Origin of the sequence: Massilia sp. CMS3.1, from assembly GCF_051262535.1 — a bacterium.
GTDB lineage: Bacteria > Pseudomonadota > Gammaproteobacteria > Burkholderiales > Burkholderiaceae_D > Telluria.
In genome coordinates this window covers 104,339-118,382 of record NZ_JBIMES010000006.1, presented here as the reverse complement: position 1 = coordinate 118,382, position 14,044 = coordinate 104,339, and the positions used below count along the sequence as shown (strand labels likewise).

The window sequence follows — 14,044 nt, the reverse complement described above, 5'->3', positions numbered from 1 at the left end:
GATTTACATATTCCGGCGGTACTGCCCACCCACCTCGAACAGCGCGGTCGTGATCTGGCCCAGCGAGCAGACGCGCACGGCGTCCATCAGCTTGTCGAACACATTCAGGTTGTCGATCGCCGCTTGTTGCAGGGCCGCCAGCGCGGCCGGTGCTTCGTTGGCGTGCTGCTGGTGGAAGGCGTCCAGGCGCGTCAGCTGCGACTGCTTTTCGTCGTCGGTCGAGCGGGCCAGTTCGATTGTCGCCGGCGCTTCCGCGCCCTTCGGATTGCGGAAGGTGTTCACGCCGATGATCGGCAGCGAGCCGTCGTGCTTCTTGTGCTCGTAGAGCATCGACTCTTCCTGGATCTTGCCGCGCTGGTAGCCGGTTTCCATCGCGCCCAGCACGCCGCCACGCTCGGCAATGCGCTCGAATTCCTGCAGCACGGCTTCTTCGACCATGTCGGTCAATTCGTCCATGATGAACGCGCCCTGGTTCGGGTTCTCGTTCTTGGCGAGACCCCATTCGCGGTTGATGATCAGCTGGATCGCCAATGCGCGCCGCACGGATTCGTCGGTCGGCGTGGTGATGGCTTCATCGTAGGCGTTGGTGTGCAGCGAGTTGCAGTTGTCGTAGATCGCGATCAGCGCCTGCAGCGTGGTGCGGATGTCATTGAAATCGATTTCCTGCGCGTGCAGCGAGCGGCCCGAGGTCTGGATGTGGTATTTCAGTTTCTGCGAACGGTCGTTGGCGCCGTACTTGTCGCGCATCGCGACGGCCCAGATGCGGCGTGCCACGCGGCCCAGCACCGTGTATTCCGGGTCCATGCCGTTCGAGAAGAAGAACGACAGGTTCGGGGCGAAGTCGTCGATGTGCATGCCGCGCGCCAGATAGGCTTCGACGAAAGTAAAACCGTTCGACAGGGTGAATGCGAGCTGCGAGATCGGGTTCGCGCCGGCTTCGGCGATGTGGTAGCCCGAGATCGACACCGAGTAAAAATTGCGCACCTGATGGTGCACGAAATACTCCTGGATGTCGCCCATGACTTTCAGCGAAAACTCGGTCGAGAAGATGCAGGTGTTCTGGCCCTGGTCTTCCTTCAGGATGTCGGCCTGCACGGTACCGCGCACATTCGCCAGCACCCATGCCTTGATTTTCGCCGCTTCGTCGTCGGTCGGCTGCCGGTGGTTGTCGGCCACGAATTTTTCAATTTGCTGGTCGATGGCGGTGTTCATGAACATCGCCAGGATCGTCGGCGCCGGGCCGTTGATCGTCATCGAGACGGACGTACTTGGACTGCACAGGTCGAAACCGTCGTACAGTACTTTCATGTCGTCGAGCGTCGCGATCGAGACGCCCGAGTTGCCGACTTTACCGTAAATGTCGGGACGCAGTGCAGGGTCGGCGCCGTACAGCGTGACCGAGTCGAAGGCCGTGGACAGGCGCTTCGCATCCATCCCAGTCGACACTAATTTAAACCGTTTATTCGTGCGGAAGGCATCGCCTTCGCCGGCGAACATGCGGGTCGGGTCTTCGCCTTCGCGTTTGAAAGCGAATACGCCGGCCGTGAATGGGAACGAGCCTGGCACGTTTTCCAGCATCAGGAAGCGCAGCACTTCGCCGTGGTCCTCGAACTTCGGCAGCGCGACTTTGCGGATCGTGGTGCCGGACAGGGTTTTTTGCACCAAAGTGGTGCGAATTTCCTTGTCGCGGATTTTGACGACGTAATCGTCGCCGGCGTAGGCGGCCTGCATATCCGGCCACATGGCCAGCAGCTTTTTGGCGCCGGCGTCCATCGCGTTCTCACGCTCGACGATCAGGTCGTCCAGCACCACTTCGCGGTTCGCTGCGGCCAGCATGCGCTTGGTTTCACTTAACTGCTGACGTTCACGCGCCAACTTGACCTGTTTCGCGGTGTTCTTGTGGTAGCCGCGCACGGTGTCCGAGATCTCCGCCAGGTAACGCGCGCGGGCTGGCGGCACGATCACGTGCTTGCCGCTCGACTGCTTTTGCGGCGGCACGGCGAGCTTCGACGGCGCGATTTGCAGACCCAGTTCGGCCAGCTTCGGCAGCAGGCCGTGGTACAGGGCCGTCACGCCATCGTCATTGAAACGCGAGGCTTGGGTGCCGAACACCGGCATCTGGTCCGGGTTTTGGCTCCACAGTTCGCGGTTGCGCTGGTACTGCTTGGCGACGTCGCGCAGCGCGTCCTGCGCACCCTTTCGGTCGAACTTGTTGATCGCGATGAAATCGGCGAAATCGAGCATGTCGATTTTTTCCAGCTGCGAGGCGGCGCCGAATTCCGGGGTCATCACGTACATCGAGGCGTCGACGTGTGGCACGATCGCGGCGTCGCCCTGGCCGATGCCGGAAGTTTCGACGATGATCAGATCAAAACCGGCGACTTTACAGGCGGCGATCACGTCGGGCAGCGCGTGCGAAATCTCCGAACCCGCTTCGCGCGTGGCGAGCGAGCGCATGAAGACGCGGCTCACACCGTTCCACGGAGCGATCGCGTTCATGCGGATGCGGTCACCGAGCAGGGCGCCGCCCGACTTGCGGCGCGACGGGTCGATCGAGATCACGGCGATGTTCAGGGCGTCGTTCTGGTCGAGACGGATGCGGCGGATCAGTTCATCGGTGAGCGAGGATTTACCCGCGCCGCCGGTGCCGGTAATGCCAAGCGCCGGCACCTTGACCGTGTCGGCCACTTCCACGATCTGCTTGCGCAGTTCGGGGTCGACTTTGCCGTTTTCCAGGGCCGTGATCAGCTGGGCCAGCGGGCGATGGCGCTCGGCGATCTCGCCCGTGCGCAGGGCGTCGATCGTGGTCGGGGCATACGGCGACAAATCGACGTCGCAGGTGTCGATCATCGAGCGGATCATGCCCACCAGGCCCATGCGCTGGCCGTCTTCCGGGCTGAAGATGCGGGTGACGCCGTAGGCGTGCAGTTCTTCGATTTCGGAAGCGACAATCACGCCGCCGCCGCCGCCGAAGACCTTGATGTGGGCGCCGCCGCGCTGGCGCAGCAGGTCGATCATGTATTTGAAATATTCGACGTGGCCACCCTGGTAGCTGGAGATGGCGATGCCTTGCACGTCTTCGGCCAGCGCTGCGGTGACGACGTCGTCGACCGAGCGGTTGTGGCCGAGGTGGATGACTTCGACGCCGTTCGACTGCAGGATGCGGCGCATGATGTTAATCGAGGCATCATGGCCATCGAACAGCGACGCGGCGGTGACGAAGCGGACCTTGTTGGCGAGCTTTGGCGGCTCTTGCAGCTCGAGCTTGGCAGCGGTGGTGATGTCGTTCATGGGGTTCCTTCTGGAGTCGGACGGCGGACAGGTTCGATTTGTACGGTATATGACGTTAACGTTAACGTCAAGTTCAGGATGTTCGGATGATCAACGGGTGACCGCGTGGGTTCGAGAGCCCACGCGGTACAAGGCCGGAAATTACGCTGCGCGCTTGATGACCTTGCCGCTCAGCAGCTCCGCCTTGCGCACGCGGAATGCCTCGACCGCCTTTTCCTTCACGTGGCCAAAGCCGCGGATCTGTTCCGGCAGGTTCGCCAGCTCGACCGCGGTGGCATGGTTCGCGCCATTCAGCGACGGCAGCAGCGCTTCGATCATCGCACGGTATTCGGCAATCAAGGCGCGCTCCATCTTGCGCTCGGCGGTGTGGCCGAACACGTCGAAGGTCCCGCCGCGCAGGCCTTTCAGCTTCGCCAGCACCTTGAAGGCTTTCATCATCCACGGGCCGAATTCGGCTTTCACCAGCTTGCCCCTGGCGTCCTTCTTCGCCAACAGCGGCGGGGCCAGGTTGAATTTGAACGTGAAGTCGCCTTCGAACTGGGATGCCACCTGCTCGAGGAAGCGGCCATCGGTGTACAGGCGCGCCACTTCGTACTCGTCCTTGTAGGCCATCAGCTTGAAGGTGTATTTCGCCACTGCCATCGACAGCTTGTTGCCCAGGCCGGCGGCTGTCTCGGCCGCGCGCACCTTTTCCACCAGCCCGGCATACACAGCGGCGTACGCGGCATCCTGGTAAGCGGTGAGCGATTCGATGCGCTTCTTGATGACCGTATCGAGGCTTTGCGGCATCTGCACCAGCACAGCCTGGGTTGGCATCGCCACCTTTTCGACGCGCTTGACATCGACCGCGGCGCGGCGGCCCCACAGAAAACTCTTTTTGTTCGAGGCAACCGCGACGCCATTGAGTTCGATCGCGCGCATCAAGGATGCTTCGGTCAGTGGAATACGGCCCTTCTGCCAGGCGTAACCCATCAGGAACAGGTTCGTTGCAATCGAATCGCCCATCAGGGCGGTAGCGAGCTTGGTGGCGTCGACGAAATCGGCGCCATCCGCGCCACCCACGGCTTCCAGGATCAGGCCGCGCACGTCGTCGGCCGGGAACTGCCAGTCGGCGTTCTGGGCGAAGGTGCCGGTTGGCTGCTCGTGCAGGTTGACGATGGCCAGCGTGCGGCCCGGGCGCATTTTAGAAATCGCGTCGGCGGCGCCCGTGGTCAGCATGTCGCACCCCAAGACCAGGTCCGCTTCGCCGGTGGCGATGCGCTGGGCGCGCAGGCGCTCCGGCGTGGCTGCCACTTTGACGTGCGAGGTGACGGAACCATTCTTCTGGCTCATGCCGGTCATGTCCAGCACCGAGGCGCCTTTGCCTTCCAAATGCGCGGCCATGCCCATCAGCGCGCCGACGGTGATCACGCCGGTGCCGCCGATACCGTTGATCAGGATGTTGTACGGGTGCTCGATGATTGGGAGCACCGGCTCCGGCAGGGCGCCCCAACCATCATCGGCATCGCCCTTGGTGACGCCGGCCTTGCTCTTTTTCAGCGTGCCGCCTTCGACCGTGACAAAGCTTGGGCAGAAGCCTTTGGCGCACGAATAATCCTTGTTGCAGGAGGACTGGTCGATGGTGCGCTTGCGGCCAAAGTCGGTTTCCTTCGGCAGGATCGAGACGCAGTTCGACTCGATGCCGCAGTCGCCGCAGCCTTCGCAGACGGCTTCGTTGATGACCATGCGTTTCGGCAGGTCGGGGAACTCGCCCTTTTTGCGGCGGCGGCGCTTTTCTGCGGCGCAGGTCTGGTCGTAGATGATGACGCTCACGCCCGGGAGCTCGCGCAGTTCGCGCTGGATGTCGTCCATCTCCTTGCGGTCGTGCAGGGTCACCAGGCTTGGGAGCGAGGAGCGGTCGGCGTAGCGCGACAGGTCTTCGGTGACGAGGGCGATGCGTTTGACACCTTCGGCCGCCATCTGCTGGGCGATCATCGGCACCGAGGTCTGGCCGTCGACCGGCTGGCCGCCGGTCATCGCGACCGCGTCGTTGTAGAGGATTTTGTAGGTGATGTTGACCTTGGCGGAGACGGCTGCGCGCACTGCCAGGTAACCGGAGTGGAAGTAGGTGCCGTCGCCCAGGTTCTGGAACACGTGCGGCACTTTCGAGAACGCGGCCTGGCCGATCCACGGCGCGCCTTCGCCGCCCATGTGGGTGGTCAGCTTGTTCATCTCGGGGTAGATCGAGGTCGCCATCACGTGGCAGCCGATACCGGCCAGCGCGAACGACCCTTCCGGCACCTTGGTCGAGGTGTTGTGCGGGCAGCCGGAGCAGTAGAAGGCGGGACGGAAGGGCGTGGTGATCGCTTTTTGCAATACCGCGTCCTTCGCATCGAGGAAGGCCAGGCGCGCTTTGATTAAATCACGCGTCGCTTCGTCGGTGATCAGGCGGGAAATGCGCCCGGCGATCACACGTGCTACCTGCGCCACCGAGAAATCGGCCTTCGGCGGCAGCAGCCAGTCGCCGCGCGGCGCGACCCACTCTCCCTTGTCGTCGAACTTGCCGATGATGTGAGGACGCACGTCGTCGCGCCAGTTATACAGCTGCTCTTTCAATTGGTATTCGACGACCTGGCGCTTCTCTTCGACCACCAGGATTTCATCGAGGCCCTGCGCGAATTCGCGCACGCCTTCGGGTTCGAGCGGCCAGATCATCGCGACCTTGAACAGGCGCAGGCCGACTTTCGCGGCCATGGCCTCATCAATACCCAGTTCTTCCAGCGCCTCTAAAACGTCGAGGTAGGATTTGCCGGAGGCGATGATGCCGAGCTTCGCGTTCGGGCTGTCGATCGTCGTGTGATTCAGTTTGTTTTCGCGCGCGTAGGCCAGCGCCGCGTAGATCTTGTAGTCCTGCATCAGCGCTTCCTGATTGCGCGCCTGCTGGCCCAGCGGGACGGACGACAAACGCGTATTCAGGCCGCCTTCCGGCATGGCGAAATCCTGCGGCAGTTTCACTTGCACGCGGTGCGGATTGGCATCGACCGAAGCGCTCGATTCGACCGTGTCGGCGAGCGCCTTGAAGGCGACCGCGCAACCCGAGAAACGCGACATCGCCCAGCCATGCACGCCCAGGTCCAGGTATTCCTGCACGTTACATGGATACAGCACCGGGATCATGCAAGCCGAGAAAATGTGATCCGACTGGTGCGGCAGGGTCGATGAGTATGCGCCGTGGTCGTCGCCGGCCACTAACAGCACGCCGCCGTGTTTCGCGGTGCCGGCATGGTTCATGTGTTTAAACACGTCGCCGCAGCGGTCGACGCCCGGGCCCTTCCCGTACCACATGGCGAACACGCCGTCGTATTTCGTCGGGCCGATCAGGTCGACCGTTTGCGTGCCCCAGACGGCGGTCGCGGCGAGGTCTTCGTTCACGCCCGGCACGAACTGCACATGGCTCGCTTCCAGGTGGTTTTTTGCTTTCCACAGGGTCTCGTCGAGACCACCCAGTGGGGAGCCTCGGTAGCCGGAAACAAAACCGGCAGTCTTCAACCCAGCGGCGCCGTCGCGCTCGCGCTGCATCATCGGCAGGCGCACCAGGGCCTGAATGCCCGACAGGAAAATGTTGCCCGATTTCGCGGTGTATTTGTCGTCGAGGGTGACGGTGCTAAGGCGGGACGAAATAACATCCTGCGCGGCTTGCGGCGCGACGGTATCGGGCATACGGACTCCATGGGTGTGCTAGGGATCCCGCCGGTTCTGCCGCGCCGGGTAGGCGGAGTTTGACGGTGGGGTGGTGCCGCGGTGGGCGACGTGCGCGACTCACCAGGGTGGTGTATCGGGCGCGTGGAGTGTAGGAGCTTCGCGCTGATAGGGGAAATAGGGAATGCGAATAGGGGTATAAGAAAAAATGATACCTGTTATTCACGCAAGCGCGCGCCGGGCCAACCGTCATCTGCGCACAGCATTTCAGTGACTTGGCGCACCAGGCGGCTGATGGCGGCCGCCGCATTCGTCAGCGGGATATTGCGCGAGGCGCAGAGGGTGACCTTGCGGCGAATCGCCGGGTTCTCGACGGGCGTTGCGGCTAACAAACCGCTGTCGATTTCGGCGCGCAGCGGGGCCAGCGGAAGGAGCGTCGCGCCCATGTCGGCCAGCAGCGCCGACTTCAGGATCGCAATCGAGTTGATCTCGATCAGGTGGGTCAGCGTCAGGCCCGCGCTGGAAGCGGCCTGCTCGATCAGGGGACGCACGCCCTGCTGCTGGGCAGGCAGGATCAGGGTCGTTCCGAGCGCGGCGCCCAGTGCGATCGACGCTCCCGGCGGCTTCGTCGCGGAATCGGCGCGGCAGATGTACATCAGGTCTTCCTCGACCAGCGGTGTCGCTTCGAAGCCGCCGAGCTGGCCGTCGTCGAACAGGACGGCCAGGTTCAGGCGCCCCGATTTCAATTGTTCGATCAGGCTGCCCGAGATTTCTTCGGTCAGCTGCAGCGTGATTTCCGGATAAGTTGCGCGCGCGGCAGTGAGCAGGGGCAGGGCGAGGGCCCCGGAAATGCTGTGTGGCAGGCCGAGCGTGACGCTGCCCGAGGGGCGCGTGGTCGACTGGGTGACGGCAGAGCGTGCGTCGGAGACCTGTTTCAGGATGGCTTGGGCGTGCTCGTAGAAAACTTTGCCGGCATCGGTGCTGAGCACGCCGTGCACGGAACGGTGCAGTAATTGCGCGCCGAGCTCTTCTTCCAGCTGACGCAGTTGCTGGGTCAGCGCCGGTTGCGCCACGTGCAGCACCAGGGCGGCCCGCGACAGGGAGCCGTGGTCGACGATGGCGACGAAATAGCGAAGTTGTCGTAATTCCATTAGGAACTAATTTGTGCCTATTCGCAACACTTTAATGACGAAAAGTTTATATACGGAAATCGGATTGATATACTGCCCCGTCCGTCGCGGTGGCGGAGATTAACATATCGCCGGGCCATAGCAATGCTTAAGAAAATCGATTCCTCCCAGCTTCGCGTGGGCATGGCCATCCACGACCTCGACTGCGGGTGGATGGCGCACCCCTTCGTGCGTGCCAAGTTCGTCCTGAGCAGCGACGAGGAGATTCGCAAGATTACGCGCGCCGGGATCCGCAATGTCGTCATCGACAGTTCCAAAGGCCTCGATGTCGACGCGGCGCCGACGCTGTCGGAATCCCAGGCGACAATCGAGGCCGAAGTGACGGCCATTGCCAGCAAACCGGCCAGAGCGCTGCGCTCCACGCTCGGCGACGAAATGCAGCGTGCGGTTGGCATCCGGCGCCACGCGGTCAACCTGGTGCGCACGGTGATGCAGGATGCGCGCTTGGGCAAGGCGGTTGAAATGGAGAATGTCTCGCCGGTCGTGGAGAACATCGCCGAATCGATCTTGCGCAATAGCGGCGCCTTGCTCAGCCTGATGCGCATCAAGACCAAGGACGACTATACCTTTTTGCATTCGGTCAGCGTGTGTACGCTGCTGGTGGCGTTTTCCCGTTCGCGCGGCATGGACGAGGAGACGATTTACCAGGCCGGGGTAGGCGGCCTGTTGCACGACACCGGCAAGGCGCTCGTGCCGGACGCCATCCTGAACAAGCCCGGTCGCCTGACCGATGAGGAATTCGCGATCATCAAGAAGCACCCGCGCGACGGTTACGATTTCCTGCGCCAGACGCCGGGAATTGGCGCCATCCCCCTCGACATCACCCTGCACCACCATGAGCGGCGCGATGGCAGTGGTTATCCGGAAATGCAGAACGAGGGAGAAACCAGCGAACTGGCCCAGATGGCGGCGATCGTCGATGTCTACGATGCCATTACATCGGACCGTTGCTACCACAAGGGCATGCCGGCGGCCGATGCGCTGCGCAAGATCTATGAGTGGAGCAAGTTCCACTTCAATCCGGTCCTGACCCAGGAATTCATGCGCTGCGTCGGCATCTATCCGGTCGGCACGATGGTGATGCTCGAATCGGGACGCCTGGGCGTGGTGGTGGAACCACACGAAAGCAACCTGCTCGCGCCGAAGGTGAATGTGTTCTTCAACACCAAGAGCCAGATGTACATCCGCCCCGAGCTGCTCGACCTGTCGCGCGCGCTTGGTTTCGGCGGTGGCGACAAGATCGTGCGTCACGAGTCGCCCGACAAGTGGCGTGTCGATCCGAACAAGTTCCTGATCGTGCCCTGAACTGGCGCGCTAGAAGAATTCGGCGGTGTCGTTCGACGTCATCGTCTGCAAGAGCCCATGCTCGACCAGCGCGTTGTAATGGCAGACCTGGTTGCGGCCGTGGGTCTTGGCGTAGTACAAGGCCTGGTCGGCATGACCGAGCGTAACCACGGGCGAATCGTAGGGGCTGATGCTGACAAAACCGATACTTACCGTCACCCGTCCTACCTGCGGGAATCGGTAGGTCTCGACATTGGCGCGGAATCGGTCGATGATGCGGCGCGCATTCTCCAGCGTCGTCGAGCGCAGCAAGACGACGAATTCCTCGCCGCCGAATCGGAACACCCGGTCCTGGGCGCGAAACGATGCCTGCAGCTGGTTCGCGATCAGGATCAGCACTTCATCCCCGTACAAGTGGCCGAAGGTGTCATTGACCATCTTGAAATGGTCGACATCCACCACGGCCAGCCATCCTTTTTCCTCACCCTGATTGCAGCGCCGCTCAAGCTGGCCCGGTAGCGGCGGCTCCGGCTCGGCCGGGCATTGCAGCATGCGTGCGAGCTGGTCTTCGAAGGTCTTGCGGTTGAGGAGGCCAGTGAGCGAATCGCGTTCGCTATAGTCGAGCAAATTCTGGAAATTCCGGTAGACGCCGACGATGCCGGCGACCATGTGGATGGTGGCGGCCGGGAAGGGCGCTTCGCGCACGATTTCAAGGCAGGTATCGGCTTTCTCGCCGAACCAGATCGGCAGCCACAATGTTCGCGTGCAACCGGGGCCGCACGCTTCAGTGCTGGTGTCGTGGCGCGCCAGGCAGGCTGCCAGGTCCGGGTAGGCGTCGAGTGGCTCGCCGGGCGTGCTGTTGTCGTGCAGGTCTTCGACGTGGGCAGCCCCGCCGGCGCTGACGGTGGCACGAACCCGCACATATTGGCGGGTGCCGATTGTGGAGATGGATAATACCCGCGTCTGCGTGGCGGCGGCCAGTTCCTGGACTGCCGCCACCACCGAAATGTCGAGCATCGCATGGTCGCGGTGGCCGGTCATGTCCACCATGTGTTTCAGAAGGGAATCCATGTCATTCTCAGAAATGTAATCAACCCGCCACGACTTCTCCCAGGCTGGCATTGATGCCAAAATTTCCTAAGAGCAAGCGAAACAGCATAATCTCTTTTTGTTATCCGAGCAATATTTGTGCCGTTTTTTGCTGTTACCGGTGACACATGGAGGCGCATGCGATCTGGATCAATGTTTTTCGAGGGAAATAAATTCCACCAAAAACTTGCTAACAGTCAACTTTCCTTGAGGCATCATCTTCTATAGTGAACTCACTGCAGCGGAAACGACAAAGCGAAGTTAGCGGCGTCAAGGGAAGTTTCCAGCCGTTGCGGGGTTGTTCTTATAAACCACCATATGGAGTTTTTCATGAAAACCATCTTTACCGCTGTGCAAGCTTTCATCGCTGACGAAGACGGCGTCACTGCCATTGAGTATGCCCTGATCGCTGCGCTGGTTGGTGTTGGTGTGGCGATCGCTGCAGGCGACCTGGGCGAAGGGATCAGCGCCACGTTCGCTAACGTAACGGCACGTCTGGCAGCTGCCGTTTAATCAGCCGGTTTGCCCTGCGGATATCATCCGGAGGGCTTTTTTATGGGGCCTGATCATGCCTATCCCGACCTGGCTTGACTTGTTGTTACTCATTCTGGTCGTCAGTGCGGCCGTAACCGATCTGGCGATACGCAAGATCCCGAATCTTTTTCTGTTGCTCGCCTGGTGCGCCGCGCTCGGCCTGCGTCTGTGCGATACCGGACCGTCCAGCGGCATCGCCATCGCCCTCGGCGGTGCGCTCGTCGGCTTTGCCCTGTTCCTGCCACTGTACGTGATGCGCGGCATGGCCGCCGGCGACGTCAAGCTGATGGCAACCGTCGGCCTCTTCCTCGGTCCCGCTGCAACAGCGCAAGCCTGCATCCTGACCTGGTGCGTAGGGGGTGTGATGGCACTGGTGATGATCTTGTTTACACGGCGCTGGTCGGACACCTATGCCAACCTGCGTACCCTGTTGCGCCCCATGCTGCTGCGCATTGAAGTCCCCGGACCCGCTTCGATGGCGCGGCCGAGCGTCGGTTCGATGCCTTACGGATTCGCAATCGCGCTGACCACCTTATGGCTGTTAGCACACCGTCATCTTCCGTGACGGTAACCCCTTGCTGCGCCTCAATGGCTCCGAAGACCCGGTCGTTAGAATGAATTCAATATTCCGAGGGAATGTTCTTCGTGAATGCAAGGAGAAACGCCATGAATGAAACGCTGTCTTTCGCAGCGTCCGCAGCGGTTTTCGGTATGGCATCGGGTCCGCCCGCAATGCCGCCGGGCGAACTGGAGATTGCCGCGATCCTGCCGCGTCAACCGAGGACCGTCGGCGATACCGGACTCGATGCGCGTCTGTTAGCCACCCTCGTGCTCAAGACCTTGCAGACAACAGGCCGGGCGCCGCTGCCGCTTCTGTCCGGAAAGCTGCGCCTGTCCGTCAGCGTGCTGCGCGAAGTGTTGGGGGCCATGACGACTGAGCAGCAGGTCGAGGTGGCCTGGTCGGGCGATTCCGACATCGACGTGCAATACCAACTGACTCCCATCGGTCAACGCGCCGCGCTCGCGTGTCTGGCTCAGTGCTCCTATAGCGGGCCGGCGCCGGTCACGCTCGATGCCTATCGCGCGATGGTCGAGCGCCAGTCGCTGCGCCGGCCGGCGCTGCGCTATCCCGAACGGCAGGGTGGGTGCCCGTCGGCTCCGATATGCAGACCTACCCCAGCGCTGGCTGCGATGCTGGCCGACGACGGGCTCGACCCGGTCCAGCGCGAGCTGCTCGGGGCCGCCCTGCATGCGCAGCGCCCGCTGTTACTGCATGGCCCGACCGGCTCCGGCAAGACCACACTGGCCCGCAAGCTGGCGCGCTTGCTACCGGGCGCAGTGGCGGTGCCATACGCGATCCTGATCGGGGACCATATCGTCCCGTTTTACGATCCGCTGCGCCACCCGGCGCCGCTGCCGTCAGGACGCCAGCAGGAAGAACGGCGCAGCTGCGACGCGCGCTGGGCAATCTGCCAACGCCCGCTGGTGCATGTCGGCGCCGAACTCGATGCGAACATGCTCACGCTGCATTCCGATCCTGACAGCGGTATACATCACGCCCCGCTGCAGCTGCAGGCCAACAACGGCATCCTTGTTCTCGACGATATCGGACGTGGCCGCGCACCGGTGGCCGAGCTGCTCGCGGCCTGGTTCGGCATGCTCGACGGCGCTCCGGCACGCCTTGCGGCGGGTGGACATGGCGAGACCATGCCATTCGACGCCATGCTCGTGCTGGTGACTAACCTTTCCCCGGCCAGCGTGTTCGATCCTGCTTTCCTGCGCCGCATCGCTTACCGCGTCGGTCTCGGGGCGCTGGTTGAACCGGCCTACCGCGCACTGCTGCGCCGTGCCAGCCGGCTGCACGGCATCGACTGCGACGAGGCCGTGATTGACCATCTGGTCACGCGCTTGCACCGCGCCAGTGGCACACCGCTACTGGCTTGCTATCCGCACGAGCTGCTCGGCCGTGTGCTCGATTTTGCCGGCTTGGCCGGAACCGAACCCCGCCTGACGATCGCTGCCCTGGAGCAGGCGTGGAACAGCATCTGTACCAGCGGCAGCGCCCCGGCCTCATGCCACGTTGCAGGAATCGAACCATGAAAAACAAGCGCGCCCTTGTCGTGATGGCCATTGCCATCCTGTTCGGCCTGACCGCCGTGATCCTCGCTTCACGCTGGCTGCTGCTGCAACCGAGCGCCAGCGCCGGGCATATCGCAATCGCTGCGACCGACATCAACCTCGGCCAGCGCCTGACGCCCGAGATGGTCAAGCTGGCCGAGTGGCCTGCCGACAGCGTGCCCAAGGGCGCCTTTACCGATCCGGCGAAGCTGGCCGGCCGGGTGCTCAAGAGCAGCGTGCTGGCCGGCGAACCGGTGAGCGAAGCGAAGCTGGCGCCAGCCGGCACGCTGGGAGGCCTGTCGGCCCTGATCACCGAAGGCAAGCGCGCGATCACGGTACGCGTCAATGATGTCATCGGTGTGGCTGGCTTCACGCTGCCGGGGAATTATGTCGACATCATCGTCAGTACCGAAAAGGACCCGGGCCCCGAGGCGAACGCGCGCGAACAAAGCATTTCGAAGATCGTACTCGAACGCATCCTGGTGCTGGCCGTGGCACAGGAAGTCAACCGCGACGAGACCAAGCCACGCGTGGTAAATGCCGTCACACTCGAGGTCACGCCGGAACAGGCCGAGAAACTCGACCTGGCACGCAGTGTCGGCACGCTGTCGCTGGCGCTGCGCAACCAGGTCGATCCGCAATCGGCCCAGACCGAGGGTGCCACCAAGCTGACCTTGTTGCCGGTCGCGGCGCCGGTGGTCAAGCCGGTAGCGCCGAAGCCAGCCGCCGCACCGCGCCGTCCTGAAAAAGCCACGGTGCATCGGGTCGCGACGCCACCCGTGCGGCGCAATTGCGTCACCGTCATCAACGGCCTGCATTCCTCGCAAGAGTGCTTCTGATCCCTTTACCGTGTCAGGTGA

9 protein-coding genes are annotated in these 14,044 nt (G+C 62.5%); 5 read left to right on the top strand and 4 right to left on the bottom strand.

The genetic code is table 11. The features are described from left to right. Positions 1-3 precede the first annotated feature (3 nt). From icmF to ACHAC9_RS11765, 3 genes are all read right to left on the bottom strand, one after another. Positions 4-3,291, bottom strand: coding sequence for a fused isobutyryl-CoA mutase/GTPase IcmF (gene icmF / locus ACHAC9_RS11775; protein ID WP_435760174.1), 3,288 nt, complete (start codon positions 3,289-3,291; stop codon positions 4-6). Positions 3,292-3,432: 141 nt separating this feature from the next. Next, positions 3,433-6,990, bottom strand: coding sequence for an indolepyruvate ferredoxin oxidoreductase family protein (locus ACHAC9_RS11770; protein ID WP_435760173.1), 3,558 nt, complete (start codon positions 6,988-6,990; stop codon positions 3,433-3,435). 197 nt (positions 6,991-7,187) lie between these two features. After that, positions 7,188-8,120 (bottom strand): LysR substrate-binding domain-containing protein, encoded by a 933-nt coding sequence (locus ACHAC9_RS11765; RefSeq protein WP_435760172.1) that lies wholly within the window; start codon positions 8,118-8,120, stop codon positions 7,188-7,190. Positions 8,121-8,243: 123 nt separating this feature from the next. Between ACHAC9_RS11765 and ACHAC9_RS11760 the strand changes: the two genes are divergently transcribed. Continuing rightward, entirely contained in the window at positions 8,244-9,464 is a 1,221-nt protein-coding gene (locus ACHAC9_RS11760) for an HD-GYP domain-containing protein (RefSeq protein WP_435760171.1), read from the top strand. A 9-nt stretch (positions 9,465-9,473) separates the two neighbouring features. Here ACHAC9_RS11760 and ACHAC9_RS11755 read toward each other — a convergent pair whose 3' ends face one another. Then, positions 9,474-10,514 carry a GGDEF domain-containing protein gene (locus ACHAC9_RS11755; protein ID WP_435760170.1) on the bottom strand — a complete coding sequence of 347 codons (1,041 nt, stop codon included), beginning with the start codon at positions 10,512-10,514 and terminating at the stop codon, positions 9,474-9,476. 348 nt (positions 10,515-10,862) lie between these two features. Here ACHAC9_RS11755 and ACHAC9_RS11750 point away from each other — a divergent pair, with 348 nt between their 5' ends. From ACHAC9_RS11750 to cpaB, 4 genes are all read left to right on the top strand, one after another. Continuing rightward, entirely contained in the window at positions 10,863-11,045 is a 183-nt protein-coding gene (locus ACHAC9_RS11750; protein ID WP_435760169.1) for a Flp family type IVb pilin, read from the top strand. Between the two features lie 55 nt (positions 11,046-11,100). Next, positions 11,101-11,631, top strand: a complete 531-nt coding sequence (locus ACHAC9_RS11745) for an A24 family peptidase (RefSeq protein WP_435760168.1) — start codon at positions 11,101-11,103, stop codon at positions 11,629-11,631. Between the two features lie 101 nt (positions 11,632-11,732). After that, entirely contained in the window at positions 11,733-13,166 is a 1,434-nt protein-coding gene (locus ACHAC9_RS11740; RefSeq protein ID WP_435760167.1) for an ATP-binding protein, read from the top strand. Further along, on the top strand, positions 13,163-14,023 hold the full coding sequence (gene cpaB / locus ACHAC9_RS11735; RefSeq protein WP_435760166.1) for a Flp pilus assembly protein CpaB: 861 nt from the start codon (positions 13,163-13,165) through the stop codon (positions 14,021-14,023). Before ACHAC9_RS11740 ends, cpaB begins: the two co-directional genes overlap by 4 nt. Positions 14,024-14,044 lie beyond the last annotated feature (21 nt).

Excerpts from the sequence above, each read along its gene's own strand:
- icmF (WP_435760174.1), bottom strand. The coding sequence starts at position 3,291 with ATGAACGACATCACCACCGCTGCCAAGCTCGAGCTGCAAGAGCCGCCA.
- ACHAC9_RS11770 (WP_435760173.1), bottom strand. The coding sequence starts at position 6,990 with ATGCCCGATACCGTCGCGCCGCAAGCCGCGCAGGATGTTATTTCGTCC.
- ACHAC9_RS11765 (WP_435760172.1), bottom strand. The coding sequence starts at position 8,120 with ATGGAATTACGACAACTTCGCTATTTCGTCGCCATCGTCGACCACGGC.
- ACHAC9_RS11760 (WP_435760171.1), top strand. The coding sequence starts at position 8,244 with ATGCTTAAGAAAATCGATTCCTCCCAGCTTCGCGTGGGCATGGCCATC.
- ACHAC9_RS11755 (WP_435760170.1), bottom strand. The coding sequence starts at position 10,514 with ATGGATTCCCTTCTGAAACACATGGTGGACATGACCGGCCACCGCGAC.
- ACHAC9_RS11750 (WP_435760169.1), top strand. The coding sequence starts at position 10,863 with ATGAAAACCATCTTTACCGCTGTGCAAGCTTTCATCGCTGACGAAGAC.
- ACHAC9_RS11745 (WP_435760168.1), top strand. The coding sequence starts at position 11,101 with ATGCCTATCCCGACCTGGCTTGACTTGTTGTTACTCATTCTGGTCGTC.
- ACHAC9_RS11740 (WP_435760167.1), top strand. The coding sequence starts at position 11,733 with ATGAATGAAACGCTGTCTTTCGCAGCGTCCGCAGCGGTTTTCGGTATG.
- cpaB (WP_435760166.1), top strand. The coding sequence starts at position 13,163 with ATGAAAAACAAGCGCGCCCTTGTCGTGATGGCCATTGCCATCCTGTTC.